This window comes from Rhodoferax sp. P1_F3, assembly GCF_056405715.1.
In genome coordinates, this window is sequence record NZ_JBFUBO010000001.1 from 464247 (window position 1) to 489307 (window position 25061).

24 protein-coding genes and 1 riboswitch are annotated in these 25061 nt (G+C 62.6%); of the genes, 6 read left to right on the forward strand and 18 right to left on the reverse strand.

The window, feature by feature from the left end; all coding sequences use genetic code 11:
* Positions 1–26: 26 nt before the first annotated feature.
* The 4 genes from metF to AC1DZ5_RS02315 form a co-directional block, all read right to left on the reverse strand.
* A complete protein-coding gene (gene metF, locus AC1DZ5_RS02300) occupies positions 27–881 on the reverse strand; it encodes a methylenetetrahydrofolate reductase [NAD(P)H] (RefSeq protein WP_477885616.1) in 855 nt (284 codons plus the stop codon).
* A 43-nt stretch (positions 882–924) separates the two neighbouring features.
* Complete coding sequence (locus AC1DZ5_RS02305) at positions 925–1812, reverse strand: TlyA family RNA methyltransferase (protein WP_477885618.1); 888 nt, start codon at positions 1810–1812, stop codon at positions 925–927.
* Between the two features lie 12 nt (positions 1813–1824).
* Entirely contained in the window at positions 1825–3357 is a 1533-nt protein-coding gene (ahcY, locus tag AC1DZ5_RS02310; protein ID WP_477885620.1) for an adenosylhomocysteinase, read from the reverse strand.
* Positions 3358–3433: 76 nt separating this feature from the next.
* Positions 3434–3541, reverse strand: a riboswitch (S-adenosyl-L-homocysteine riboswitch).
* A gap of 46 nt (positions 3542–3587) precedes the next feature.
* Positions 3588–4718 carry a substrate-binding domain-containing protein gene (locus AC1DZ5_RS02315; protein ID WP_477885622.1) on the reverse strand — a complete coding sequence of 377 codons (1131 nt, stop codon included), beginning with the start codon at positions 4716–4718 and terminating at the stop codon, positions 3588–3590.
* A gap of 19 nt (positions 4719–4737) precedes the next feature.
* On the opposite strand from AC1DZ5_RS02315, the gene AC1DZ5_RS02320 reads away from it, so the two are divergent.
* The 4 genes from AC1DZ5_RS02320 (at position 4738) to AC1DZ5_RS02335 (ending at position 10442) form a co-directional block, all read left to right on the forward strand.
* Positions 4738–6369, forward strand: coding sequence for a peptide chain release factor 3 (locus tag AC1DZ5_RS02320; protein ID WP_477885624.1), 1632 nt, complete (start codon positions 4738–4740; stop codon positions 6367–6369).
* A 90-nt stretch (positions 6370–6459) separates the two neighbouring features.
* Positions 6460–8412 carry a bifunctional 2',3'-cyclic-nucleotide 2'-phosphodiesterase/3'-nucleotidase gene (locus tag AC1DZ5_RS02325; RefSeq protein WP_477885626.1) on the forward strand — a complete coding sequence of 651 codons (1953 nt, stop codon included), beginning with the start codon at positions 6460–6462 and terminating at the stop codon, positions 8410–8412.
* Positions 8413–8418: 6 nt separating this feature from the next.
* On the forward strand, positions 8419–9252 hold the full coding sequence (locus AC1DZ5_RS02330) for an HAD-IIB family hydrolase (RefSeq protein ID WP_477885628.1): 834 nt from the start codon (positions 8419–8421) through the stop codon (positions 9250–9252).
* A complete protein-coding gene (locus AC1DZ5_RS02335; RefSeq protein ID WP_477885630.1) occupies positions 9249–10442 on the forward strand; it encodes an MFS transporter in 1194 nt (397 codons plus the stop codon). Before AC1DZ5_RS02330 ends, AC1DZ5_RS02335 begins: the two co-directional genes overlap by 4 nt.
* A gap of 18 nt (positions 10443–10460) precedes the next feature.
* On the opposite strand, the gene AC1DZ5_RS02340 is transcribed toward AC1DZ5_RS02335, so the two are convergent.
* The 6 genes from AC1DZ5_RS02340 to AC1DZ5_RS02365 all read right to left on the reverse strand — a co-directional run bounded on the left by AC1DZ5_RS02340 (position 10461) and on the right by AC1DZ5_RS02365 (position 15449).
* The gene (locus tag AC1DZ5_RS02340) at positions 10461–11087 is read right to left on the reverse strand and encodes a hypothetical protein (RefSeq protein ID WP_477885632.1); all 627 of its coding nucleotides are present in this window, start codon (positions 11085–11087) and stop codon (positions 10461–10463) included.
* Between the two features lie 48 nt (positions 11088–11135).
* Positions 11136–12176, reverse strand: a complete 1041-nt coding sequence (locus tag AC1DZ5_RS02345; protein WP_477885634.1) for a histone deacetylase family protein — start codon at positions 12174–12176, stop codon at positions 11136–11138.
* 71 nt (positions 12177–12247) lie between these two features.
* The gene (gene murA / locus AC1DZ5_RS02350; RefSeq protein WP_477885636.1) at positions 12248–13525 is read right to left on the reverse strand and encodes a UDP-N-acetylglucosamine 1-carboxyvinyltransferase; all 1278 of its coding nucleotides are present in this window, start codon (positions 13523–13525) and stop codon (positions 12248–12250) included.
* 37 nt (positions 13526–13562) lie between these two features.
* A complete protein-coding gene (locus tag AC1DZ5_RS02355) occupies positions 13563–14243 on the reverse strand; it encodes a hypothetical protein (RefSeq protein ID WP_477885638.1) in 681 nt (226 codons plus the stop codon).
* Positions 14236–14910, reverse strand: coding sequence for a hypothetical protein (locus AC1DZ5_RS02360; RefSeq protein ID WP_477885640.1), 675 nt, complete (start codon positions 14908–14910; stop codon positions 14236–14238). Before AC1DZ5_RS02360 ends, AC1DZ5_RS02355 begins: the two co-directional genes overlap by 8 nt.
* A gap of 128 nt (positions 14911–15038) precedes the next feature.
* Positions 15039–15449: a PPC domain-containing DNA-binding protein gene (locus tag AC1DZ5_RS02365; RefSeq protein ID WP_477885642.1), complete on the reverse strand. Its 411-nt coding sequence runs from the start codon at positions 15447–15449 to the stop codon at positions 15039–15041.
* A gap of 53 nt (positions 15450–15502) precedes the next feature.
* Here AC1DZ5_RS02365 and AC1DZ5_RS02370 point away from each other — a divergent pair, with 53 nt between their 5' ends.
* Together AC1DZ5_RS02370 and AC1DZ5_RS02375 are read left to right on the forward strand one after the other, a co-directional pair.
* On the forward strand, positions 15503–15856 hold the full coding sequence (locus AC1DZ5_RS02370) for a TA system antitoxin ParD family protein (protein ID WP_477885644.1): 354 nt from the start codon (positions 15503–15505) through the stop codon (positions 15854–15856).
* A gap of 1 nt (position 15857) precedes the next feature.
* Entirely contained in the window at positions 15858–16454 is a 597-nt protein-coding gene (locus AC1DZ5_RS02375) for an ATPase (protein ID WP_477885646.1), read from the forward strand.
* 60 nt (positions 16455–16514) lie between these two features.
* Here the strand turns inward: AC1DZ5_RS02375 and AC1DZ5_RS02380 are convergent, their stop codons facing one another.
* The 8 genes from AC1DZ5_RS02380 to AC1DZ5_RS02415 all read right to left on the reverse strand — a co-directional run bounded on the left by AC1DZ5_RS02380 (position 16515) and on the right by AC1DZ5_RS02415 (position 25055).
* Positions 16515–17408 (reverse strand): GIY-YIG nuclease family protein, encoded by an 894-nt coding sequence (locus AC1DZ5_RS02380; RefSeq protein WP_477885648.1) that lies wholly within the window; start codon positions 17406–17408, stop codon positions 16515–16517.
* A gap of 27 nt (positions 17409–17435) precedes the next feature.
* A complete protein-coding gene (locus tag AC1DZ5_RS02385; RefSeq protein WP_477885650.1) occupies positions 17436–19619 on the reverse strand; it encodes a hypothetical protein in 2184 nt (727 codons plus the stop codon).
* A 383-nt stretch (positions 19620–20002) separates the two neighbouring features.
* Complete coding sequence (locus tag AC1DZ5_RS02390) at positions 20003–20716, reverse strand: alpha/beta fold hydrolase (protein ID WP_477885652.1); 714 nt, start codon at positions 20714–20716, stop codon at positions 20003–20005.
* Between the two features lie 3 nt (positions 20717–20719).
* Positions 20720–22054: a sensor histidine kinase gene (locus AC1DZ5_RS02395; protein WP_477885655.1), complete on the reverse strand. Its 1335-nt coding sequence runs from the start codon at positions 22052–22054 to the stop codon at positions 20720–20722.
* A 23-nt stretch (positions 22055–22077) separates the two neighbouring features.
* The gene (locus tag AC1DZ5_RS02400; protein WP_477885657.1) at positions 22078–22773 is read right to left on the reverse strand and encodes a response regulator transcription factor; all 696 of its coding nucleotides are present in this window, start codon (positions 22771–22773) and stop codon (positions 22078–22080) included.
* 5 nt (positions 22774–22778) lie between these two features.
* Entirely contained in the window at positions 22779–23078 is a 300-nt protein-coding gene (locus tag AC1DZ5_RS02405) for a hypothetical protein (RefSeq protein WP_477885659.1), read from the reverse strand.
* A gap of 6 nt (positions 23079–23084) precedes the next feature.
* Entirely contained in the window at positions 23085–23567 is a 483-nt protein-coding gene (locus tag AC1DZ5_RS02410) for a Spy/CpxP family protein refolding chaperone (RefSeq protein ID WP_477885661.1), read from the reverse strand.
* 114 nt (positions 23568–23681) lie between these two features.
* On the reverse strand, positions 23682–25055 hold the full coding sequence (locus AC1DZ5_RS02415; protein ID WP_477885663.1) for an MATE family efflux transporter: 1374 nt from the start codon (positions 25053–25055) through the stop codon (positions 23682–23684).
* Positions 25056–25061: the final 6 nt, after the last annotated feature.

The following is a 25061-nucleotide window of genomic DNA, read 5'->3' on the forward strand; positions in this document are numbered from 1 at the left end:
GCCTCTCCGGGCCTAGCGATTCCGCGTTATTGCACCGTAGGCACCAGCCCCAGGTTCTGACACAACGCCAGAGTAGCCCCGCTCTGGTTCATGGTGTAGAAGTGCAGCGCGGGGGCGCCGCCGGCGCGCAGTTGCTCGCACAGATCTGTCACCACTTCCAGCCCAAAGGCCTTGATGGACGCAATATCGTCGCCATAGCTTTGCAGGCGCAGGCGAATCCAGCGCGGGATTTCGGCACCACAAGCGTCCGAGAAGCGCATCAGCTGCGTGGAACTGGTGATGGGCATGATGCCCGGCACCACGGGCACCTCCAGCCCCAGCGCATCCACCTCTTCCACAAAGCGGAAGTAGGCGTCTGAGTTGTAGAAATACTGGGTGATGGCCGAGTTGGCACCAGCCTTGACCTTGGCGGCAAACGCCTGCAGGTCATGGGCCGGTGACTTGGCTTGGGGGTGCACCTCGGGATAGGCCGCCACTTCGATGTGGAAGTCATCGCCCGACTCAGCTCGGATAAAGGCCACCAGGTCGCTGGCGTAGTGGAACTCACCACCCGCGCCGTAACCACTGGGCAGATCGCCACGCAAAGCCACCAGGCGCTTCACGCCCATGGTCTTGAGGATGGCCAGCTGATCGCGCACGGTGTTTTTGGTCGCACCGATGCACGAAAAATGCGAAGCCGCGCTCACGCCTTCAGCCAGGATCTCACGCACCGCACCGAAGGTGCCTTCTTGCGTGGAACCGCCGGCACCAAAAGTGACCGAGCAAAAATCGGGGCGCAGCGCGTACAGCTGCTGGCGCACGCCCCGCAGCTTCTCCGCGCCTTCGGGTGTTTTGGGGGGAAAGAACTCCAGACTCAGCGGAATTCGGTCGTTGGTAAACATCAGCATCTCCGTCTCGCACGCCCCGCACACGCGGGAGCTGCGTTCAGCCCGCCTTGCGGGCGCAAATGAAAAATTCGCGGTTGCCGTCGCCGCCTTCGATGGGCGAGTCGAACCACGCGGTGACCGTCAGGTCCAGTTCGGCACAGGCCTCGCGCAGGCGCTGCTCGACGATGGCGTACATGGCCGCGTCTTTGACAATGCCGCCCTTGCCTACCTGGCCAGGCTGCAGTTCAAACTGCGGCTTCACCAGGGTCAGCAAGGTGCCACCGTCCCGCAACAAAGGCACCGCCGCGGGCAGTACCAAGGTTTGCGAGATGAAGGATAGGTCGGCCACCAGCAGGTCAAACGGCGGCGCGAATTCTGGCGGCAAGGTGGCCAGCTCGGCCTCCTCACGGCTGTCATCGGAGCCATCGAAACCTTCAAAGGTTGCGCCATCCTCTTCCAGGTCAAATTGGCCTTCAGCACCCGTACTGTCTGCGTAAGCAGCTATCAAATCTGCAGCGGACAGGGTACGGGCATTGACGCTCTCCACGCACAAGACCCGGGCGTCCTCGCGCAGGCTGGGGTGCAGTTGGGCACTGCCCACATCCACCCCCACCACCGCGGCGGCACCCGCCTGGATCAGGCAGTCGGTGAAACCACCGGTGCTCTGCCCCACGTCCAGGCAACGCAGCCCCGCCACCGACAAGCCCACGTGCTTGAGGGCGGCCTCCAGCTTCAGACCACCCCGCGACACATAGCGTGCCTCGGAGTCGTCCAGCAGCTCGATGCGAGCGTCCTCAGGCACGTCGTCGCCATTCTTGACCACGCGTTTCCAGACCTCGCCGCCCGCTTCCATCTTCTGCCACTGCACGCCATCGGCGATCAGGCGTTGGGCCTGCGAGCGGGTGCTGGCCAGCCCGCGCTGTACCAGCAGTTGGTCTATACGCATGAAGTCCTTGGCTTAGTAGCGGTAGGTGTTTTTCTTGTACGGACCGGCTTTGGAGACGCCGATGTACGAAGCCTGCTCGTCGGTCAGTTCGGTCAGCATGGCGCCGACCTTCGTCAGGTGCAGACGCGCCACTTTTTCGTCCAGGTGCTTGGGCAGCACATAGACCTTGCCAACCTTGTATTCCTTGGGCTTGGTGAACAGCTCGATCTGGGCGATGGTCTGGTTCGCAAAGCTGGACGACATCACGAAGCTGGGGTGGCCGGTGCCGCAGCCCAGGTTCACCAGGCGGCCCTTGGCCAGCAGGATGATGCGCTTGGAAGGCTTCTTGCCCTTGGCCGGGAAGATCACATGGTCCACCTGGGGCTTGATCTCTTCCCACTTCAGCTTTTCCAGCGAAGCGACGTCGATTTCATTGTCAAAGTGGCCGATGTTGCTCACGATGGCCTGGTCCTTCATGGCCTCCATGTGCTTGTAGGTGATGACGTTCTTGTTGCCGGTGGTGGTCACGAAAATGTCGGCCTTGTCGGCAGCGTATTCCATGGTCACGACCTTGTAGCCTTCCATCGCGGCCTGCAGGGCGTTGATGGGGTCGATCTCGGTCACCCACACTTGGGCGGACAAAGCGCGCAGGGCCTGGGCAGAGCCCTTGCCCACGTCACCGTAGCCAGCCACCACGGCCACCTTGCCGGCGATCATCACGTCGGTGGCGCGCTTGATGCCGTCCACCAGGGATTCGCGGCAACCGTACAGGTTGTCGAACTTGCTCTTGGTCACCGAGTCGTTCACGTTGATGGCGCGCAGGGCCAGTGTGCCCTTGGCGGCCATTTCTTCCAGGCGCATCACGCCCGTAGTGGTCTCTTCGGTAACGCCCATGATGTTCTTCAGGCGGCGGCTGTACCAGGTGGAGTCCACCTTCAGCTTGGCCTTGATGCTGTTGAACAGGCAGATTTCTTCGTGGCTACCGGGCTTGGCCAGGAGCTTGATGTCTTTCTCGGCGCGAGCGCCCAGGTGCATCAGCAGCGTGGCATCGCCGCCGTCGTCCAGGATCATGTTGGGGCCTTCAGCCGCAGTCCCCTTCTTGCCGTTGAACTCAAAAATGCGGTGGGTGTAATCCCAGTAGTCTTCCAACGACTCACCCTTGACAGCAAACACTGGCGTGCCAGTCGCGGCAATTGCGGCGGCGGCGTGGTCTTGCGTGGAGAAGATGTTGCACGAAGCCCAACGCACATCGGCGCCCAGGGCCTTCAGCGTTTCAATGAGCACGCCGGTCTGGATGGTCATGTGCAGCGAGCCGGTGATGCGTGCGCCCTTCAGGGGCTGGACCTTGGCGAACTCTTCGCGGATGGCCATCAGACCGGGCATTTCGGTCTCGGCAATGGTCAGCTCTTTGCGGCCCCAGGCTGCCAGGGCGATGTCGGCAATCTTGAAGTCTTCAGTCTTGGCGACGGGCGCCTTCACCACTTTGGCAGCCGCCTTGGGGGCTACGGATTTGACGGCAGCCTTGACAGCCTTGGGGGTCTTGGAAAATTTCAACACAGCGCTCATGGTTCACTCCAAAAGTTCATTTGAATAAACACTGGCGGGCGGGGATTCAAGAGGTAAAACTCACCGCACACAAACCAGTGGGTGAGCGCCGTTGGGAGGCACAGCGCAGGGCGCGCCGTGTTTTCCGAGCCTCACTCGCCGTGCCGCTGGGGGCATCGGGCGAGCTGCAACGCTCCTCGGAAGTGGCGCATTTTAGCCTGTTGCCACGGACCGCGGCAACCTTTAGGGATTTATCGCACCGGCCCGGTGGTGGTGCCCAGCTGCAGTCCAGGCTGGCGCAGTAAGTGGTAGGGGCCATCTTCAGGCGCGTGCAGCACCTGGAACACCATGTCGGCCAGTGCCTCGCCCGTGGTGTGGGGCGTGGGCTGGGTAACGGTGGTGACTGGCATGCCGGTAAGCAACGTATCTTGCGGAATGTCCCCATGCACCACGACCGAAATGTCTTGCCCCACGCGCACGCCGGCATCCATCAGGCCGCGGATGACGCCCACGCCGCCCAGGTTGTTGTCGACCAGCACGGCGGTGGGCCGCGGGCTCATGGCCAGCAGGGCCTGCACGGCCTGCAGGCCGCTGCGCCGGTCTTGCACATCGCCCACGCGGTAGTGGGCCGGGCAATCCAGATTGCGCGCTGTCAGCGCGGCCATGAAGCCGCGGTGGCGCTGGAAGGCAAAGTTCAGCTCCAGCGGCGCATGTACATAGGCAAACCGCGTATGGCCCAGTTTGAGCAAATGCTCCACGGCCAGACGACTGCCCATGTCGTTGTCAAAGTCCACCCAGGAATAGTCGTCGCACGCATGGGTGCGGCCATAGCCGACAAAGGGGTAGCCCTTTTCCCGCAGGTAGTCCACGCGCGGGTCATGCACCCGGGTGTTGGGCACGACGACCGCGTCCACCCGCCCACCGTGAAACAGGCGCTCGTAAAACGTCAGATCGGTCTCGTTTTTGGCCACCGCCAGCAGCAGGTCCAGCTGTTTGCTTTGCAGGCGCTCTCCCAGGCCATCGGCCATGTCCAGAAACTGCGGGTTGCCCAGGTTTTCCACCGCGGCGGAGTAGACAATGCCCACCGCATCGGTCTTGCCGCGCACCAGGCGACGCGCACCGGCGTCGGGCCGGTAGCCCATGGCCGCAGCCATGGCCTGCACACGCTCGCGGGTCTGCTCATTCACATCGGTGTAGCCATTCAAGGCGCGGCTGACCGTGGAGGTGGATAACCCCAGTGCACTGGCCAGTTGCTTGATGCTCACACGCTGCTCCGCTCGTTTCGCTTGTTGGAGCGCGAGTGTAAGGGCAAGCGGTCGGTTGGCGCCCTCTGTAAAATACCGAGCTTCTCTCTGGTGGCCCGCCCCTTGTGCGCTGCCCACACCCGACCTTGGACCCCCTGTGACCTACGCCCCCGAAACCCGCCGCCGCCGCACCTTTGCCATCATTTCCCACCCTGACGCCGGCAAGACCACGCTGACCGAAAAGCTGCTGCTGTTCTCGGGAGCAATCCAGATCGCCGGCTCGGTGAAGGCCCGCAAAGCCACGCGCCACGCGACGTCCGACTGGATGGAAATTGAAAAGCAACGCGGCATCTCGGTGGCATCAAGCGTCATGCAGATGGTCTACCGCGACCACGTGATCAACCTGCTGGACACGCCCGGCCACAAGGACTTCTCGGAAGACACCTACCGGGTACTGACCGCGGTGGATTCCGCGTTGATGGTGATTGACGCGGCCAACGGTGTGGAAGCGCAGACCCGCCGCCTGATTGAGGTCTGCCGCCAGCGCGATACACCTATCATCACGTTTGTGAACAAGATGGACCGCGAAGTGCGCGAGCCGCTGGACATCCTGGACGAGATCGAACGCGAGCTGGGCATGCCCTGCGTGCCCATGACCTGGCCGGTGGGCCAGGGCAAGGCCTTCGGCGGCATCATCAATTTGCGCACCAAAGCCATGACGGTCTTTGAGAGCGGCAGCGAGCGCCGCCCGCAGGACTTTGACGCCGTGCCGCTGAACGACGCCGACTCGCTGGCCAAGCGCTTTGGCCATGAGTGGACGACCGCTATCGAGAGCATGGAGCTGGCCACCGGCGCCAGCCCCGCCTGGGACCTGGAGGCCTTTTTGGCCGGCAAGCAAACCCCCGTGTTCTTTGGCTCGGGCGTGAACAACTTTGGCGTGATGGAAGTGTTGGACGCGCTGGTGGACCTGGCACCCTCGCCCGGCCCGCGTACCAGTTCTTTCATCGTCAACAAGCAGCCTGTCATCAAGGAAGTGCAGCCCGAAGACGACGCCTTCAGCGGCGTGGTGTTCAAGGTGCAGGCCAATATGGACGCCAACCACCGCGACCGCATTGCCTTTGTGCGCATGGCCAGCGGCAAGTACACGCCAGGCATGAAGCTCAAGGTGATGCGCACCAGCAAAGAGTTGCGCCCCACCAGCGTGGTGACCTTCATGAGCCAGCGCCGCGAGGCGGTGGAAGAGGCCTATGCAGGCGACATCGTGGGCTTTACCACCCACGGCGGCGTGCAGTTGGGCGACACGATTACCGACGGCAGTGTGAACCTCATGTACACCGGCCTGCCCTTCTTCGCGCCCGAAATGTTCATGACCGTGGTGCTGAAAAACCCGCTACGTACTAAGCAACTGCAGCAGGGCCTGGCCCAGCTGGGCGAAGAAGGTGCCATTCAGGTGTTCCGCCCTGAGATGGGCGGCAACATGCTGCTGGGCGCCGTGGGCCAGCTGCAATTTGAAGTGGTGCAGCACCGCCTCAAGGGCGAATATGACGCCGACATCCGCCTGGAAGGCAGCCAGTACACCGGCGCGCGCTGGATCACGGCCGACACGCCCAAAGAGCTGCAGGAATTCATCAACGCCTACCCCGCCCGCATGGCGCGCGACGCGGCCGACACGCTGGCTTACCTGTGCACCAGCCCCTACGACGTGCGCCTGGCGCAGGAGCGCTTTCCCAAGATCCACTTCCACCCGCTGCGCGAGCACGCGGGCTTGGCGCTGCAAAGCGCGGGCTGAAGGGCCAGCTCCTTCGCCCACCGAAGTAAGATCAAAAGCCCGCTGCAGTCAGTGGGCTTTTTTATTGGCTTGACCGGACAGGAGCACCCCATGACATTTCCCTCTTCCCTGCGCCTCGCCAGCGCCCTGCTGCTGGCAGCCCTGGGCACGGCCGCTAACGCCGAACAACTGAAGCTGCGCATCCTGGAGACCACCGATGTGCACATGAACCTGCTGAGCTACGACTACTACCAGGACAAGCCGACCGACCAATACGGCCTGGCCCGTGCCATCAGCCTCATCAAGGCCGCACGCAGCGAGGCACCCAACAGCCTGCTGTTTGACAACGGCGACCTGCTGCAGGGCAACCCGTTGGGCGATGTGGTGGCGCGCGTGGCCCCGCTGCAGCCCGGCCAGACGCACCCGGCCTACAAGGTGTTGAACCCGCTGGGCTATGACGCGGCCAACTTGGGCAACCACGAGTTCAATTACGGTCTGGACTTTCTGCGCCGCTCCATCGCCGGGGCTGGTTTCCCCTACGTGAACGCCAATGTGCTGCTGGCCGACGGCAAACAAGACAGCGCCACGCCCACCCACGCCTTCACCCCCTATGTGCTACTGGACCGCACCTTCAAGGATGCCAGCGGCAAGGAGCAGAAGCTGCGCGTGGGCGTGATCGGCTTTGTGCCGCCACAAATCATGCAGTGGGACAAGGCCAACCTGGAAGGCAAGGTCACCACGCGCGATATGGTGGACATGGCCCGCCGCTACGTGCCCGAGATGCGGGCCAAGGGCGCGCAACTGGTGATCGCCATTCCCCACTCCGGTTTTGAGAAAGGTGAGGTCGGCAGCTTTGCGGAAAACGCTGTCTCCCGCCTGGCCGAAGTGCCCGGCGTGGACGCCATCTTGTTCGGCCATGCGCACGCAGAGTTTCCCGGCAAGGCCTTTGCCGACTACCCCAAGGTGGACATCGCGCGCGGCACCATCAACGGCGTGCCCGCCGTCATGCCCGGCCGCTGGGGTGACCACCTGGGTGTGATCGACCTGACGCTGGACAACAGCAGCGGCAACTGGAAGGTGGTGGACAGCCAGGCCAGCATTCGCCCCATTTTTGACCGTGCTGCAAAGAAATCGATCGCGGCAGAAGACCCCATGGTGATGGACCTGATCGGCGCGGAGCACCAGCGCACGCTGGACTATGTGCGCAACAAGGTGGCCCTGAGCAGTGCCCCCATCTACAGCTACTTTGCCCAGGTGGCGGATGACCCGTCCATCCAGATCGTGTCCAACGCGCAGATCGCCTACGTGAAGCGCGCCATGCAGGGCACCGATTACGAGAAGTACCCCGTGCTCTCTGCGGCCGCCCCCTTCAAGGCGGGTGGGCGCCAGGGCTGGAACTACTACACCGACATTCCTGCCGGCCCGCTGGCGATCAAGCACATGGCGGACCTCTATATCTACCCCAACACGCTCAAGGCCATGCTGATCACGGGCGCGGAGGTGCGCGAATGGCTGGAAATGTCCGCCGGCCAGTTCCTGCGCATCGACCCGCAGGGCCCGGCGCGCCAGCCGCTCATCAACGATGCTTTCCCGTCCTACAACTTCGATGTGATCGACGGCGTGCAGTACGAGGTCGACGTGACCCAGCCCGCCCGCTACGACGCCAAGGGGCAACTGACCACCCCCGACGCCCACCGCATCCGCAACCTGCGTTTTGAGGGCAAGCCCATCGTGGACACTGCACGCTTTGTGGTCGCCACCAACAACTACCGTGCCTTCGGCGGCGGCAACTTCCCCGGCCTGAAGGCCGACAAGGTGGTGCTGGACGCGCCCGACGAAAACCGCCAGGCCCTGGTGGAGTACCTGCGCATGTCGGACAAGCTGGCGGCGGACCACACCGTCAACCCCACAGCCGACGGCAACTGGCGCATCGCACGCATCCCCGGTGTGCACCCTACCTTTTTGTCGGGCAGCGCGGCCAGCCGCTTTCTGGGCCAGCACACGGAAATCCGGCTAGTACAGGACAACGGCGACGGCTCTGCCCTGTACGAGCTGCTGGACTGAGACTGCATGCACCCTTTGCACCAATGGCCTGCCGCGCAGCGCCGGCAGATCATCGGCGTGTTCACCGACATCGACGACACGCTGACCACCGACGGCGCCATCACTGCGGACGCGCTGCAGGCGCTGGCCGACCTCAAGGCCGCGGGATTGTTTGTCATCCCCATCACTGGGCGGCCCATCGGCTGGTGCGAGCCCTTCATGGCGGGGACGGACGGCCCGGCCTGGCCCGTGGACGCCATGGTGGCGGAGAACGGTGCGGTGGCCTTTGTGCATCAAAAAGGCCTGCAGCCCTCGTCGAATCTGCGCGAGCCGCTATCAAAACTATATCAACAGGACGCTGCCACGCGCACGGCCAACCAGGCCCGCATGCAGGCCATTGCCGCCCAAGTGGTGGCCGAAGTGCCCGGCGTGCAGCTCAGCCGCGACAGCGCGGGCCGCGAGACCGACCTGGCGTTTGACTACGCCGAATTCGCCTGCCTCGCGCCCGACACGGTGCAACAAGTGCTGGCCGTGCTGCAGCGCGCGGGCATGCAGACGACCGTGAGCAGCATCCACATCCACGGCTGCTTTGGCAACTTCAACAAATGGCAGGGCGCCTGCTGGATGGCGCGCGAACTGCTGGGACGCGACTTGGCCGAAGAGCTGGACCGCTGGGTGTTTGTGGGCGACTCGGGCAACGACCAGGCCATGTTTGAACACTTCACGCACAGCGTGGGGGTGGCGAACATTGCGCGCTTTGTGCCACAGCTGGCACACCTGCCCGGCTACGTGACCACGGCCGAGCGCGGCGCTGGCTTTGCCGAAGTGGCGCGAGCGATTTTGCAGGCGCGCGGCCTGTGAGCAGCAGCGCCGTTCGCCGCAGTTCCGCAGGCTCTCCCATGGGCCTGATCAGTGTGTTTGGTTCCACGCTGTTCCAGCTCTCGGGCGTGTTCATGCTCTCGCCGCTGATGTTGGTGCTGCTGAAAGAGCGCGAGGTGTCCACCACCGTGGCGGGCCTGTTCGCGGCCACCACCTGGCTGGGCATCTTCATCGTCACCCCGTTTGCCTCTGCACTCACCCGACGCTGGGGCCAACGCACCACCATGTGGTTTGCGTCCGGTGCGCCGCTGCTGGCGGCCATCGGCTTTCTGACCACGGACGCGCTGTGGCTGTGGTTTGCACTGGAGCTGTTGGCCGGCGTGGCCGGCGGCCTGCGCTGGGTGCTGGCCGAGGCGTTCATTGCCGAGTTTTCGCCATCCGACCGGCTGGGCCGCACTATCGGCATCTACGCCACCATGGTGGGCGCCACCTTCATCATCGGCCCCACGCTGCTGGCCTGGGTCGGCAGCGAGGGCCCCGCGGCGCTGGGCTTGGTGATCGCCCTGTTGAGCCTGGGGCTGGCCTGGACTCTTTTCATCCCCGTGGTACCACCCCACCCCGAATCGGCCAGCGCACACGTAGGCCTGCGGGGCCTGTGGCAGGCAGTGCGCAGCCACCCCATCATCATGCTGGCCGGGTTCATTGGCGGCTTCTTTGAGCTGGGCCTGGCGTCAATCCTGCCGCTCTATGGGCTGGCCATGGGCCTGGGCGCGGCGGCCGGAGCCTTGCTGATCTCGGTGAGCGGCATGGGCAGCACGCTGGTAGCCATTCCCGTTGGCATGGTGGCGGACCGCTTTACCGACAAGGTCCGCGGTCGGCGCACGCTGATGGCCGTGTGCGTCGCCATCGCACTGGCAATGACCTGCGGCCTGCTGCTGGTGGCGCGCTGGCATTGGCTGGCGTGGCCCATCGTCTTTTTATTGGGGGCAGCCGGTAGCAGCCTCTACACGCTGAGCATGACGGACATCGGTGCACGCGAGCAGGGCATCGCGCTGGTAAACAGCACCGCAGTGCTGGTGCTGAACTACACGCTGGGCGGGCTGGTGGCGTCGGCCATGTCCGGCGCGCTCATCGATTGGTCGCCCAACATGGGCTTCTCCCTCGTGCTGATTGCGGTAGCCGCTATCGGTTTGGTAGCACTGCTGCGCACCCGGCGCGCGGGCCGGTTTTAGCCGACCACGGAGCAAGCCCTACTTGCGGGGCTTTTTGGCGCTGGGCTTAGTGCCCTTGGCAGAGGTTTTTTTGGAGGCCTGGCCCTTGGCGGTGGCCCCTTTTTTCTTGCTGTGTTTGGCGCTGTGCGCCTGGCGGGGCGCGCGCGGCGGGGGCACCATCAGGTCGTCGATGGGCACATGGGACCGCTCGGCGATGGCCGCCCAGCCCATGCCCTGCGCACGCAGAGGCAGCACACCGGGCAGCTCTTGCACCCCACCGGGGGTATCCGCTGCACCACCGTGCAAGGCAGCGCGCAGTTGCTCGGTGTTGGGTTGGGGCACGCCCTGCTGGGCCAGCGTGCTCTGGGCCATCTTCAGCGCCAGGCGCGCCTCGCCATAGCCCATGGGGCCGGTAGCGGGGCCTACGCCTGCGGCGCCGTTAGGGCGGGTGGGCTGGCCACTGCGCAGCGTGTTGACCAGGGCTTCGGTGTCGTCACGGCTGCCCAGCCAAGGGGTGAATTCGGTCACCAGCCGTTCGGACAGCTCGTCGGTGAACAAGCTGGAGGATGCGGGTTCTGCAGGCGATGCGGCCCACGCGGGTGTGGCCAGTGCCACCAGGGCGCCCAGCAGGCTTGCGGCCAGCAACTTGGAAATGTCTCGTTTCATGGGGCGCTAGCTTAGCCTGCCTGCAGCGAGCCTCGTGCCGGGCAATTGTTAATCGCCGGTAAATCCCTGGAGCACGTTGACGGCGTTGATACCGACCTCTTCCACCGCATAGCCGCCTTCAAAGACAAAGGCCGTGGGCAGACCGGCCTTGGCCAGGCGTTCGCCCACGCGCAGGTAGTCATCGCTCTTGAGGGTGAAGCCGGAGATGGGGTCGCCCTCAAAGGTGTCCATGCCCAGCGACACCACCAGCGCATCGGCACCAAACGTCTGGATGGCTACCAGCGCCATGTCCAGCGCCTGTGCCCAGGTGGCGTAGTTGGTGCCGCGTGGCAGCGGCAGGTTCAGGTTGGCACCCAGCCCCGCGCCCTGCCCTTTTTCATCGGCATGGCCCAGGTAGAAGGGGTACTCGGTGCGCGGGTCGCCATGGATGCTGGCAAAGAACACATCGGGCCGGTCGTAGAAGATGGCCTGGGTGCCGTTGCCGTGGTGGTAGTCTACGTCCAGTACCGCCACTTTTTTCATGCCCGCATTGCGCAGGTGCTGCGCGGCCAGTGCGGCGTTGTTCAGGAAGCAGTAGCCGCCAAAAAAATCCATACCTGCGTGGTGGCCCGGCGGGCGGCTCAGCGCAAACGATGCGCGGTCGCCGTCCAGCAGGGCCTGCGCCGCACTCAGTGCGCAATGCGCCCCGGCACGTGCCGCCACCCAGGTGCCGCTGGTGAACGGCGAGCCCGCGTCGTACGAATACAACCCGACCTTGGCCGAAAAATTCTCAGGCTCGATGTCCGTGCGGAAGGTGCGTGTGGGCCAGACTGAGGGCAAGATGTCCTTGTCGGCGTTGGCTGGGTCCAGCGCCACCCACTGGTCCCAGGCAGTGGCCAGAAAGTTCAGGTAGCGCGGGCTGTGGATCGCGGTCAGCGCGCTGTCGTCAAACGCATGCGGGTTTTGCACCGTGCCCAGCTGGCGGCGCTTTAGCTCCGCCAGCACATGGTCGGCACGTGCTGGCACTTCAAAACACGGCACCAGCGCGCCGCGAAACATTTCGACTTTGCCCTGGTGCTGGGCGTGGAGGTGGTTGTAGAAGGTGATCATGGTTTAGGCATCAAATAGGGCTCTAGCCCTTATGGAATATGCGCAAGCAGCTACGCTTTGTATAGCAAGCCTCAAGCCTTCTGGGTGATGCGGGCACCCAGTGCCAGCAGCTTCTCGTTCAACTTCTCGTAGCCGCGCTGGATCATGTTGGCATTTTGCAGCGTGGACTTGCCGCTGGCACACAGGGCCGCGCCCAGCAACGCCATGCCGGCGCGAATATCGGGGGAAGGCAACGTGGTGCCGCGCAGCTTGCTGCGCCCGCTGATGACCACACGGTGCGGGTCACACACCACGGCGGCAGCGCCCATGGCAATGAGCTTGTCCACAAAGTACAGGCGCGACTCAAACATCTTCTCGAAGAACAGCACATTGCCCTCCACCTGCGTGGCCAGCGTGATCATGCAGCTCATCTGGTCAGTGGCGAACTGGGGCCAGGGGCCGTCGCCGATCACCGGCATGGCGCCGTCAAACTCGCGCGTCACGCGCAGACTCTGGTTGGCAGGCAGGTAGATGTGTTTGTCGTGCAAATCGATCTTCACGCCCAGGGTCTCGAACACGCGGTGGCACATGCCGTAGGCGTGTTTGTCTGTGCCCTCCACCGTGATCTCGCCGCCCGTGGCCGCAGCCAGCGCCAGGTAAGACGCGGCCTCAATGTGGTCATGGCACACGGTGTATGTGGTGCCGCGCAGTGACTCCACACCATCCACGCTGAGCTGGTTGGTGCCGATGCCGGTGATCTTCGCGCCCATGGCGTTGAGCAGGTGGGCCAGGTCTTGCACGTGCGGTTCGCAGGCTGCGTTGCGGATCAGCGTGTGGCCACGGCTCACGGCAGCGGCCATCAGGATGTGCTCGGTGCCGGTGACCGAAGGTTCGTCAAAGAACAGCTCGGCGCCCGTGAGTGCGCCGGGCACTTCAAAGTCGTACGTACCGTCGATGGTGACTTGGGCACCCAGCTTCTGCAGACCGTAGAAATGCGTGTCCAGTCGGCGACGGCCAATCACGTCACCACCGGGCGGGTGCAGGCGCGCCTTGCCAGTGCGGTGCAGCAGACCCGCCACGCAGAGGATGGAGGTACGCACCTTGTTGCAAAGCACCTGCCCAATCTCGTTGGTGCGCACGCTGGCCACATGGATGCTCACACGCTGGCCGCTGCGCTCCACCTTGCCGCCTATCTCGACGATCACGTCCAGCATGTGGCGCACGTCGATGATGTCAGGCACGTTGTCCAGCACCACCTCCTGGTCAGTCAGGATGCAGGCCGCGATCATGGGCAGGATGGCGTTTTTGTTGCCAGAGGCGCGGATGGTGCCCCGCAGCGGCACGCCGCCTTCAATTTCGAATGTGGACATGGGTTGGGAGAAACTTGGTTGAATGAATTTAGATGCGCTATTCGACGGCAATCTGGATTAAGCGCGCCTTGGCGGTTTGCTCTCGCTCCGGGTCGCTCAGCAAACCTGGCAGCGCGTTGTGGAAAGCAGGCATTTTCAACAACGTCGCCACCGATTGACTTAGGTGGCGGCGCACGGCTTCATGTGCGGCAAGCACCTCCTGCACCAGGGTGGAACGTCCTTCCACCACCGTCATGATGTCTTCCAGATCGTGGCTCAGATATACATCATTCTGCCCGCGATCCTTAAAGGCTTCGAACTTGGTAGCCAGAAAGTGCGGAGCTGAAAGATGCCGCAACCGAAGCCCGTCCGTCAGCTCTGCCGTCAAGGCGTTTTCGTAGCCGACTCGGTACCACGGATTGGCGAAACCCAGCACCTTTTCGTCCAAGGGCACTAAGTCCAGCTGCATACGATTCCAGAACCAGCGAAATGGCGGCGTATTGTCTGCCATGGTCTGCTTGAAGCCGCGCCCCATCAACTGTTCTGCCAGTCGGTGATAGGCCGCCAACGAAGCCACCTCCACAATGGCGTCCACGTCTTCTGTGGGGCGCACATCCATCAAGTCAGCATCGTCCACCAACAGGCCCGTGGCGCAGCCGCCCACAAACACCACTTGCTCGCACAAAGGGCCCATGGCCTGCGCCATGCCCATCAATAGACCCAAGTTCGGGTTAGCCATACATGGGGCCTTTCATGGGTTTGGGCGCGTCGGGGTCAATCAGTGCTTGCAGTCGTTCCAGCGCCATGCCTCGCTCGCGGGCCTTGCCCACTCGCAGAGCGTCGAACAGCGCCAACATTTCGTACAGCTTGGCGTCCTGCATCGCGGCAAAGGGAACGGACGGGTGCAGCGGCTCGACCCCCACACCACGCACCGAGCCATTGGGGTGCGGCCAAACAAAGTCGGTACTGCCGGGTGCGAACACACCAGCGAATGCCGGTGCGCTGTGGCTAGTGGGCACGCCGACGACCAGTGGCAGCCGCACACCGGGAAAAGCGTATTTGGCTCCGTACAGGGCGAATTCGGCCAGGTTGTGCACATGGGGGCGCACCGCGTTGTCGGCGACTACCTCACTGTCCGGCAATACAGAACGGCGTACCCGTTTGCGAGTGACACGGTAAATAGCAGCGGGCTCCTGCACACCGAGTGCGCTGCTCCCAGCCGCAGTATCCGGCAGCGATTCCCGGTTCGGCAGTAACAGCCCCGCCTGCAACCCCCGCTTGATACAGGCATGCGCCTCAGACACGCTAATGCCCAGCTCCTGTGCCAGCCTCGCGTACGTCCAGCGCTGCTCGCCCCAAGCCACGAGCTTGAGGGCTACCAGGAAGTCTTGGGGTTTGAGTTGCATTTACATTCAATATTCGTGAATCACGAATATTGAATGTAAATGAATTACCAATCGAAGGCAAGTTATGGATGAAATCAGCCTCTAGCCCAGGCGGAGTCTGCACAAGCAGCTATCAAAACAGAAGCAAATCAGTTTCGTGCCCGAATCACCAGCTCGTCATACCCGGTGTGTGCGTCCGGCTCGCGGCTGAACTGCCAGTCGGGCAGCAGGGCCAGCAGCACCTCGGCCGTGGTGAGCACGATGCAGCCGGGCGCCACATGCCCACCCAGCACCTGGCCCGTGGCGGTGGAAATGGCCATGTGCATATGTGAACTGGTCTTGCCACCATCAACCGCTACCGTACCCGACAAGGTGAGGATTTCCATACTGCCCGTCAGCCGCGTGGGTTGATCCGCACCCGCCAGCCGGATGCCCGCGGTGGACAGGCTGCCGATGCCAGAAAGCACAAAGGCCGCACGGCAGTTTTGGCTTTGTACGGCAGCCTCCAGCGCGGCACGCAGGTCCTGGCCGGGGGTGAGGCGGATGGGGAGAGTCTTCATTTCTTTCATATTAATCCAAAATGGCGCAAAATGCGCCAATCAGGAGAAACACCATGTCCCAAGCCAACACCGGTTTTGCATCCGTCAAACTGCCCACCGCCCTGGTGACCCAAGCGCGCGAAGCTGCGCAGCCTATGCGCCGCTCGGTAGCGGGCCAAGTGGAATATTGGGCCACCTTGGGCCGCATCGTGGAGCACAGCGGCCTGACCGCGCAAGAGGCGCAAACCGCCATCGCCAACTACGAGGCCGCCGCCCGGCGTGCTCAGCCCACCCCAAGCGAACCCGCCAGCCAGGCAGACGCCCTACTCGCCCAGTTCATGACTGTGGAAAACGATGGCAGCCTGGCGCAACGCGTGCGCGAAGTGGTAGCCAGCAACCGGAGCAAAGCAGACCCCACAGCCACCTGACATGGGGCAACCCGTCTTCTACCTGCTGGCCGGGCCCAACGGCGCTGGCAAGTCCACCCTGTACCGCGCATTGGTGTTGGCAGGCACCATTCCGGCCACGGCAGAGTTTGTAAACGCCGACCTGCACGAAGCCGTACATCTGCAACACATTACCGACCCAGAGCAACGTTCAGAGCAAGCCCGCCAGTGGGCCGATGCGCGCCGGGCCGCACTGCTGCAAGCGGGCCAATCGTTTGTGAGCGAAACCGTGTTCTCACACGAATCCAAACTAGCGCTCATTCAGGAAGCACAGGCCAAGAGCTTCTTTGTCATGCTGCTGGTCGTGGCGCTGGACCAGCCGGAGCGCCTATTGGCTCGTGTCGCCCAGCGGGTTCTTGAGGGCGGCCACCCAGTGCCACCTGAACGCATATTGGCGCGCTACCCGCGCACGCTTGCCCACCTGACCCACGCAGTGCGCCTAGCCGACGCCGCCATTCTTTATGACTCTGCCGACGTGTCGCCCGGCACGCACACCGCCGTGGCCACCTGCAAGGGCGACTGGACGCGAGAGCTGGTGCAGCCCATGCCCGAATGGGCACGACGGGTACTTTGGGATTGAAATAGGGCCCTAGCCCGCGCAGGTACTGCGCAAGCAGCTATCAAAATAGAAGCGCGGTTACTATCCCGCCTCCGCCTCCTGAATCTCCTTCAGCGTGCGCCCTTGCGCGTCACGCCATTTGGTGCGTCCATTGCTACTCATTCCCAGGACGAACGTCGCAGAGATGCTGGGCGAAGAAAAGACATAGTCTTGTGTAAATCGATAGGTGCCTGCATGCATTTCCACCACCCCACGGGCTATCAAGTCCTCACGCTGCGCAAGGCGGGCGGGCTTATTGGCCTCCAGTGAGGGCACTACGTCCGCCACCGCCTGCGAGCCCTTGCACACCACAAAACCCTGGGTGGACTCGTACCCCACCGCCTCTATCCCCTTGCCCTTGCAATACAACAAGTTTGGGACAGCAGACAGCGGTCCACCTGCAGACAAACTAGAAACCACCGCAGGCGGCGCCTGCTCAAACGCATGCACGCCCAGCACCGGCAGCATGCCCAGCATGTGGGCCAAAAAGACTTCCATGTCGGCACGATCCGCCTCACTTAGAGATGGCTCGGCGGGCAGATTGGCGTTGTCCAACGGCATGCGCTTGGCGGCACGGGCCAGAGTAATGAGGCGCGACTCCAGAAACTGTACATGCGCCTTGTTGAGTTGCCCGGCCGTGGTGGTGGTGAAGCCGATGGCACGGGTCCAGAAATCCTTTTCCGCGTAATGGCGCTCCAACCGGGGGCGGATAGGGTCGCCCTCGCCCACGTAGAGCACGTCGCCCTCACCGTCCGGGCGCGGCCCCAGCAGCAGGTACACCCCGGTCTGCGCGAGCTCGGGCCGGGCTTTGACTTGCGGCAGCAGCGCACGCGGGAAGACCAGCGCCTTGCCGATCCAGTTGGATTTGTCGACGATGCGCAGGCCGTCGGGGTCGCCGTCGGCGACGAAGATGCGGAGGGAGAAGGGCTGACTCACGGTGAATTCAGGAGTTGTAAACAAGCTTCATGACCTAACCGCAGTTTCATTGGTCTCGTCGACCAAGAACTTGGACAGATGCTGTGAAACTTGAAGATCTTCACATCTGCTATTGAATCGCCATCTCCACAGGGGGGGCCGTACCATCTTAAAAACGAGATCTGGAATTATCCAAAAACCCACAAAGGCCAAGGCCAAAGTTACGGCCAAAAATAAAGGCGTTTTCTCTGCAGGTGCATACCAATATGCAGCTCCCACAGCACCAAGGTATGCGACGGTAAGAGCAGATTTGAGTAGCGTGGACATCTTCTTGGCACTTTTGACGGCACGCTGAATTCGCTGATCAATGTCAGCGTTTGCCGCAATCTCAATTTCAGTAAGCCGCGAAGACAAATCTCCAATTTGGCCATCACGCACGTCAACCGATCTTTCCGCCTCCTCTCTTTGACGCGCCTGTTCCTGCTCAAGTCGGAGTATTTCACTCTTCCTCGCAAGCTCTTCGTCAGCATTACTTTTTACCAAGTTCGCTAGCGCCTCATCGTGCTCCCGCTTTAGCGCTGCCTCCCTCTGCTCCGCCAAGGCTCGAACGTCATCAGCAGTACTCAACCTGACAACCTCAAGCAACTCATCGACGTTATCCAACCCGACCAAACTTGGAAAAGCCATCGTGGACTGCACCAAACAACGCTGGGCACGCTGGTCCCGCATCAAAGCCACAAAAATTTCCGCCTTCTTTGGATCAAGCTCCGTAAGGTACTGTCGAACCTTACTTACTAGATCAGTTTGCGGATTCATCACATAGGAACAGTTCGCGATAAGTTTCTTGCGCGAGAGATTGCCAAGATTCCCGCCGACGGCAAACCATAGATGCCCCGCCAATCTCCGGTCAGTCAATGCGGGTGGAACATCGTCTCTCTTTAGCAAATTCTTGAAAACCACATACCCGCCGGACTTGGAAGCGACAACATCGTTTCGCGTAATGAAGAGCCACTTTGCGTCGGCTATTGACTTCGCATGTTGAGTCTCCCCACGCAACCGAAGCACCGTCGCTATTGACCTCGCATCGCGTATTCGCCGTTCCAAATTAGTGTGAAGGGGGCCAACCGTATTCCTCAAACCTTCTTCAATTGCAAGATCGCAAAAAGTAAACAACTCTTCGGTTGCATAAACATCTGCGTCTAGGATTTCAAAGCCCAATGCGACCAACTGAGAATCCAAATTGTCCAGAGTCGCCCGTGCATATCCTGCGTGACTTGAGTCGGCCCGTATCCGGTTACCCAATGGGCCAAAAGGCATCTCGCCCCTTTGCACTGCCTCCAAGGGACCACGAAGAGTGCCTTTCATCTCAGCCACTACGTGAGAAAAAACATATTTACGAATCCCGGCCTTCTCGATCAATTCGAATAGGTCTTTCGAGAAGTCATGCAGCTCCGGCGTACTAAGGTCCAAATAGTCAAGGATCAACGGCCCATCAAATGAAATCGAAACACCATTCAGCGCTGTTGAGGAACTCGGCACCTGCAAGGTAAGTACCACCTCAGCAATTAACGCGCCACATGTGAGGCGCGTTATTAGGTCGGCGCCCGATCCACCTTGCTCAATCGTCTGAAGTGCAAAAGCTGCGGACAGGACGTCAAGCGCTTGATCTAGGTGAACGGCATCCTGTTCATCATCTACAACTTCATTTAGAACCAGCTTCTTTCCTTTGTAGTAATTTTTCTCCCGTCGGTCTACAAAGCTCAAAAAGTCAACGCTAGTCAACCTCCTCAGGAAGGCTGTTTGCAATGAGTCAGGAGATACGTCCAATTCAATTTTCTTCAGCGCCTCAGCCGCAAACTCACTGAACGCTGCCAGAAGTTGATCCATTCCGGAATCATCAAATTTCGTATCAACATGTGCGGACGGTTCAACCCGATATGTATGCGGCTCACTTGGATCAACTCGCAACAACCCAAACTCTGCCAGCTTCTCTGCTAGGCCAGCAGCGACAAGTGGACTCATTGGGATGTCGTATGTCTTTTCGACAGCGCTCGAAAATTCAGCCGGATCAAAGCGCCTATTGGCACGTTTCGCCAGAATGGGTACGAACAACGGCACTAGCCCAGCGACTAGGTCACCTGTCTTCGAATAGGCCTCTTCAACAAATGCAAAAGCAACTAGCTCTCTGGGACTCATTGCCGCGGAGATTGCGGCCGCGTCTTCATTCGTCATATTTCTTGCCCCCTTTTTGGTTCTCGGTTCAACACACAAGTAGTTCATTGCCGTCATCTGTGTCTGTAGCAGTGACTGCACACGCCGGAAGTTGGCATAGACATCGGCTTGCTTTCACGGACGCTATGCGGCGGTAGTCCGCAAAGCCAAAACCGGTGTTAAGTGGGAATTCGCGGATTGCCACGCCCACGCTGGCGTGGATGTTGGCATCCGCTACATTGCAGACATGCCAAGCAGCTTGCTGCAATTGCGCGTCGATGCTGACTCTGGCTTTTAGCTCTGGCGTCATGCCCTGTCCTCCCGTGTTTGCATTCTAGTTACAAACAGAAACAGGCACTAGCCCCCGTATTCATTGCGCCAGCAGCTTCTCTTTTGATAGCACCCTAACTTGCCAGCCAGGCCGCAAACGCCGCATTCACCGCCTCCGGTTGCTCCAGGGTGCTCATGTGCCCGCACTGCTCCACGATGCACAGCTGCGCACCGGGGATGGCATTGGCAATAGCTTCGTGCTGGTTGGGTGGGCTCCACAGGTCTTCGCGGCCAGTGAGGACCAACGTGGGACAGGTGATGGTGGGCAGCACGGGGGCGGCGTCGGGACGGTTCAGCAGCGCGTGGATCTGGGCGGCGAACTGCGTGGGGCTGCTGCGCTCCAGCATGTCCAGAATCTGTTCGAACAAGGCGGTGCCCAGCACGCTGGGGTGCACCATGCCGCTGGCCCACTGCGCGCCCATGGTGCGCATGCCGCTGCTCTGCGCCAATGCCAGCAGCGCCATGCGGCCGGCCTTTTCTTTGGCACCGGCCGCGCCAGCAGCCAGCGCGGGCGTGCCGGTGTCCAGCAGGGCGAGGCGCTCCACGCGCTGGGGCGCGATGCGCATGACCTCCAGCGCCACGCGCCCGCCCATGCTGTGGCCGGCCAGGGCGAAGGTGCGCGCGGGAGCGGTGGCCAGCACATGTTCGGCCATGGCGGTAAGCGTATCCAACGGGCCCCACGACGGCACATGGCAAGTGGCATGGGATGCGAGCGCCTGCACCTGCAGCGCCCACACCGCTGCGTCACACATCAGGCCGGGGAGAAGAACCAGGGTTGTGTCGGTCATGCCTCAGACTGTAGCGTCTGGCAAGACCACCTGCACTTCCAGGCCTGGCTGCGCGTTGCGCACGGCAAAGGTTCCGCCATGCGCCTGCGCCACCAGGCGGCACAGGTACAGGCCCAGCCCCACGCCACCGCCTTCGCGGGTGCGGGCCGCATCGGGGCGGTAAAACGGCTGACCCAGGTTGGGCAATTGGGCCTCGGCCACGCCGGGCCCAAAGTCGCGCACGGTGATGGCGATGCTGCCATTGGGCTGGCGCTGCACGCTGAGCTGCGGCGCGGCGGGCTCGCCCGTGCTGTGGCGCAGCGCGTTGTCCAGCAGGTTGCGCACCAGCAGGCGAATGCGTGTGGGGTCCAGCGCCATGCTGGGCAGACCGGCCTGCACATCCACGGCGATATGCGGTGCGGCGGCGTGGGCGGCCTGCAGTTCGCACACCACGTCTTGCACCAGGGCAGCCAGATTCACCGGCTCGCGGTACAGGGCCGCGTGGGGGTTGGCCAGGCGTTCGCTTTCCAACAAGTCGGTCACCAGGTCGCGCATCAGCGCCAGGTCGCGCAGCAGGGCTTCGCGGCTGGGCTGCACCTCGGCGGTCTCGGGCAGCAACTCGGTGTTCAGGCGGGCGCGGGTTAGCGGGCTGCGCAGCTCGTGGCTGATGGCCAGCAGCAGCGTGCGCTTGGCCTCCAGCATCTGGTGGATGTCGGACCCCATGGTGTTGATGGTGTGGGCCAGCTCACCCAGCTCATCGGGGTGGTGGAAGTGGCGCACCACAATCTTCTGAGAAAAATCGCCCTGGCCAAAGCGCAGGGCACCGGCGCGGATGTCGTCCAGCGGGCGCAGCATGCGGCGCACACGCACATAGGCCAGTGCGGTGAGGCTCAGCAAAATGGCCAGCGTGGCCCAGCCAATGAAGCGCGGCCGGTCATGCCAGGCCTGCACGCTCACGCCAAACTGGATGCGGTGGCCGTCGGCCGTGGTGCGTTCGTAAAAGCGCAGCTCGTCGGTCTTGTTGCGTTTGTCGTCCATCCAGCCGTGGCCGTAGTCGGGGTCTTGCGGGTGGCTGCGCCAGTTGGTTTGGGGGCCGCTGATGCGCACGCTGAGCGGCAAGCGCTGCGTCAGCGCCTGGGCGCGTTCGACGCTGGGCGGGCTGCCGATGTCGGCTGCCAGCTTGTCGATGTAGTCCACTACCAGCGGCTTGGCCGCGTCGCGCCAGCCCACGGACAGGGCCGACTGCATGCCGAACAGAAAGCACGCGGCCATGGCCATGGCCAGCAGCACAAACATGGCGACCAGGCGCACGCGCAGTGAATGGGCCAGCGCCTTTTTGGCGCGGCGGCTGGCACGCATGCACGCCTTGAAACCGTGAAGCCTCATGGGGCCGCGCCCGCCAGGGCCAGCGTGTAGCCCGCGTTGCGCAGGGTCTTGATGCAGTCCAGCGGCTCCAGCTTCTTGCGCAGGCGGCTCACCACAATGTCCACCGCGCGGGTGTAGAGCTCGGCCTCATGGCCGCGCAGCTGGTTCAGGATGTCGTCGCGGCTGAACACTTTGCCGGGCTCACGCGCCAGCATGTACAAAAAATCAAACTCGGTGCTAGTCAGGTCCACGGCCTCACCCTGGCGCTGCACGGTGCGCGTGGTGCCGTTGACCACCAGGCCGTTGAAGACAAAGGTGTTGGCGTCAGCCGCCGCAGGCTTGGCCGCTGCGGGCAGGCGGCGGCGCAACACGGTTTGCACTCGCGCTACCAGCTCGCGCGGCTCAAAGGGTTTGGGCACATAGTCGTCCGCGCCCAGCTCCAGCCCCACCACGCGGTCCATCACCTCGCCACGCGCGGTGAGCATGATGATGGGAATATCACTGTCCTTGCGGATCGCGCGGCACAGTGAGAAACCATCCATCTCAGGCAGCATCACGTCGAGGATGGCGGCATCCACCCCGCCCTGCGCCAGCCGGGCCATGCCTTCGCTGGGCTTGAGGGCACATTCCAGCACCATGTCAAAGCGCGCAAAGTAGGCGGCCAGGGGCGGGCCCAGTTGGGTGTCGTCGTCAATCAGCAGGATGCGGTGCATAGGCGTTATTGGGTGGCCTGCGCATTGTCCCACCGGCTGCGGTGGCGCAGGATGAGCTGGCGCACGCGCCGTTGCTGCTCGGCGGCCAGTTGGTCAAACTGGTCGGCCGCACTTTGCACGGTATGCAGCACCTGCGGCACATAGCCGGGGCGGCGCTCCAGCAGGGTGTTTGCATGCTCTCGGTCAAAACGCGGACCCCACACCAACGCCATGACTTCGGCGTGGGGCTCCTCGTATCCCTCGAACAGCACCGCGCCATAGGCCCGCAGGGGGGCGGTCAAAGCGCTCAGCGTGGTGGTGGGCATGGTGGTTTATCCGCGGTGGAACCAGTGACCGCGACCATCCATGTAGTCGCGCACCTTTTGCTGCTGGGCAGGGTTCAGGCTGTTGTAGAAGTCGGCCAGCGCAGCAATCACCTCAGGGCTCTTGGCCTGCACCGCAGCCGTCTTGTCATTGATCAAGGCCTGGGCACGGGCGGCATCAAACTTGTCGCCAGCTACCAGCGCCTTCATTTCGGCGCGTGGGTCTTTGGTCTGGCCGATCAGCGCGGTGCGCTGCTCATACAGCTTGTCGCCTAGGGTAGCCAAGCGCTTCTTCTGGTCCTCGTTGAGGTCCAGTTTGCTGGCGGCCTTGTCGACCATCTTGTCGCGCTTTTGCGCGTATTGCTCAGCGCTCATGTTGCTGCCGTAGTCGTGCGGGCGGTGGCCGCAGGCGGACAGGCCGCCGATGAGCAGGGTGGCGCCCAGAGCGCCGATGAGGGTACGTTTCAGGTTGCGGCGGAAGAAGTGGCTCATGCTGACCTTTCGAATCCCCGAAGGGATGTGTTGAACATGACTGCAATGGTGCCGGCGCAGGCCTGATACAGGGTGTCAGGGCAGTTTCGGTTTGTATCGGTTTATGTCACGCGCTCAGAGGCGGCGGATCGGCTTCTTGCGCCACACCAGGCGGTAGTAGGTGGTCTGCATGCCCAGCATCACAAGGAAAGTGATGGGGTATGCGGCCCAGATGCCGTTCAAGCCGTAGTGCTGGCTCAGCACCCAGGCCACTGGCACTTCGACACAGCCAATGGCAAACATGGTGATGGCGGTGGGCCACAGCACCACGCCGCTAGCCCGCATCAGGCCAGACAGCACCATCGACATGCCCATGATCACCACGCTCCACAGCATGACGTGCAGCAGGGTTTGGGCCAGATCCACCACCGCTATGTCGGTAATGAACCACCCCAGCATGCTGCGCGAGAACACGTAGCACACCAGCACCAACGCGCCCGTCAACAGCAGGTTCAACACAATCCCCGTGCGGGCAATCTGGCCCAGCAAGTGGGTGCGTCCCGCACCGATGGACTGCGCGCCCAGAATGGATGCCGCAATGGCAATCGAGAACGCCGGGAACTGCACATACGAGACGATCTGGTTCACCGCGCCATAGGCGGCCGTGGCCTGCGAACCAAAGCGGTTCACCAGGAATAGCACGGCAATCTCCGCCACCGAAATGGTGATCATGGACAGGCCCGTGGGAAGGCCGATGCGCAGCACTTTGGCCAGGATGGCGCGGTCTACCCGCAGGTGCTTCATGAAGGCCGCATTGGGCGCCATGGGGTGGTTCACCCGCAGCAGGTGCCAGGCCGTCCAGGCGATGGCCGACAAGAACGACAGCACCGAGGCCCAGGCCGCGCTCGTCACGCCCAAGCGCGGCAGGCCCAGCCAACCTTGGATGAGTGCGGGCGTGACCACCAGCCCCACCACGGTGGAAATGATCAGGGTCTTGAGCGGGGTTTTGGTGTCGCCCACGCCGCGCAGCATGGAAGTGATGAGCAGAAAGATGAAGATGCCGGGCGCGGCCACCATGCTGATGCGCGCATAGGCAATGGCACCGGGCAGGATGTCGGCCGGCGTGCCCAGCGCGCGCAGCAGTGGCTCGGTGAACGTGCCACCGAACACTGCCACCACCAGGCCCGCGTACACGCCCACCGTCAAGGTGGTACCGGTGATGGCGCGCACGCGCTCCGGCTCTTTCGCCCCCCAGGCCTGGCCGATGAGTACCGAGGCACCTGCGCCCAAGCCGATCATGAAGGCGATGAGGAAAAACAGCACCGGGAAGAAGGCCGACACCGAGGCCATGGCGCCCACCCCCAGCATCTGGCCCAGGTAGATGTTGTTCACCGTGCCCGACAGGCCCTGCAGGATGTTGCTGATGATCATAGGCACCAGAAAGGCCAGATAGCCCCTCCAGAGTGCCGGGGGCGCGGCCGCGGGCAGCGCAGGGTTGCGGGTTGTCATGGGAGC

What these genes read in the sequence shown, in the direction of transcription:
- metF (WP_477885616.1), bottom strand. Translation starts at nt 881, where the DNA reads ATGTTTACCAACGACCGAATTCCGCTGAGTCTGGAGTTCTTTCCCCCC.
- AC1DZ5_RS02305 (WP_477885618.1), bottom strand. Translation starts at nt 1,812, where the DNA reads ATGCGTATAGACCAACTGCTGGTACAGCGCGGGCTGGCCAGCACCCGC.
- ahcY (WP_477885620.1), bottom strand. Translation starts at nt 3,357, where the DNA reads ATGAGCGCTGTGTTGAAATTTTCCAAGACCCCCAAGGCTGTCAAGGCT.
- AC1DZ5_RS02325 (WP_477885626.1), top strand. Translation starts at nt 6,460, where the DNA reads ATGACATTTCCCTCTTCCCTGCGCCTCGCCAGCGCCCTGCTGCTGGCA.
- AC1DZ5_RS02330 (WP_477885628.1), top strand. Translation starts at nt 8,419, where the DNA reads ATGCACCCTTTGCACCAATGGCCTGCCGCGCAGCGCCGGCAGATCATC.
- AC1DZ5_RS02340 (WP_477885632.1), bottom strand. Translation starts at nt 11,087, where the DNA reads ATGAAACGAGACATTTCCAAGTTGCTGGCCGCAAGCCTGCTGGGCGCC.
- AC1DZ5_RS02345 (WP_477885634.1), bottom strand. Translation starts at nt 12,176, where the DNA reads ATGATCACCTTCTACAACCACCTCCACGCCCAGCACCAGGGCAAAGTC.
- murA (WP_477885636.1), bottom strand. Translation starts at nt 13,525, where the DNA reads ATGTCCACATTCGAAATTGAAGGCGGCGTGCCGCTGCGGGGCACCATC.
- AC1DZ5_RS02355 (WP_477885638.1), bottom strand. Translation starts at nt 14,243, where the DNA reads ATGGCTAACCCGAACTTGGGTCTATTGATGGGCATGGCGCAGGCCATG.
- AC1DZ5_RS02360 (WP_477885640.1), bottom strand. Translation starts at nt 14,910, where the DNA reads ATGCAACTCAAACCCCAAGACTTCCTGGTAGCCCTCAAGCTCGTGGCT.
- AC1DZ5_RS02365 (WP_477885642.1), bottom strand. Translation starts at nt 15,449, where the DNA reads ATGAAGACTCTCCCCATCCGCCTCACCCCCGGCCAGGACCTGCGTGCC.
- AC1DZ5_RS02370 (WP_477885644.1), top strand. Translation starts at nt 15,503, where the DNA reads ATGTCCCAAGCCAACACCGGTTTTGCATCCGTCAAACTGCCCACCGCC.
- AC1DZ5_RS02375 (WP_477885646.1), top strand. Translation starts at nt 15,858, where the DNA reads ATGGGGCAACCCGTCTTCTACCTGCTGGCCGGGCCCAACGGCGCTGGC.
- AC1DZ5_RS02385 (WP_477885650.1), bottom strand. Translation starts at nt 19,619, where the DNA reads ATGACGAATGAAGACGCGGCCGCAATCTCCGCGGCAATGAGTCCCAGA.
- AC1DZ5_RS02390 (WP_477885652.1), bottom strand. Translation starts at nt 20,716, where the DNA reads ATGACCGACACAACCCTGGTTCTTCTCCCCGGCCTGATGTGTGACGCA.
- AC1DZ5_RS02395 (WP_477885655.1), bottom strand. Translation starts at nt 22,054, where the DNA reads ATGCGTGCCAGCCGCCGCGCCAAAAAGGCGCTGGCCCATTCACTGCGC.
- AC1DZ5_RS02400 (WP_477885657.1), bottom strand. Translation starts at nt 22,773, where the DNA reads ATGCACCGCATCCTGCTGATTGACGACGACACCCAACTGGGCCCGCCC.
- AC1DZ5_RS02405 (WP_477885659.1), bottom strand. Translation starts at nt 23,078, where the DNA reads ATGCCCACCACCACGCTGAGCGCTTTGACCGCCCCCCTGCGGGCCTAT.
- AC1DZ5_RS02410 (WP_477885661.1), bottom strand. Translation starts at nt 23,567, where the DNA reads ATGAGCCACTTCTTCCGCCGCAACCTGAAACGTACCCTCATCGGCGCT.
- AC1DZ5_RS02415 (WP_477885663.1), bottom strand. Translation starts at nt 25,055, where the DNA reads ATGACAACCCGCAACCCTGCGCTGCCCGCGGCCGCGCCCCCGGCACTC.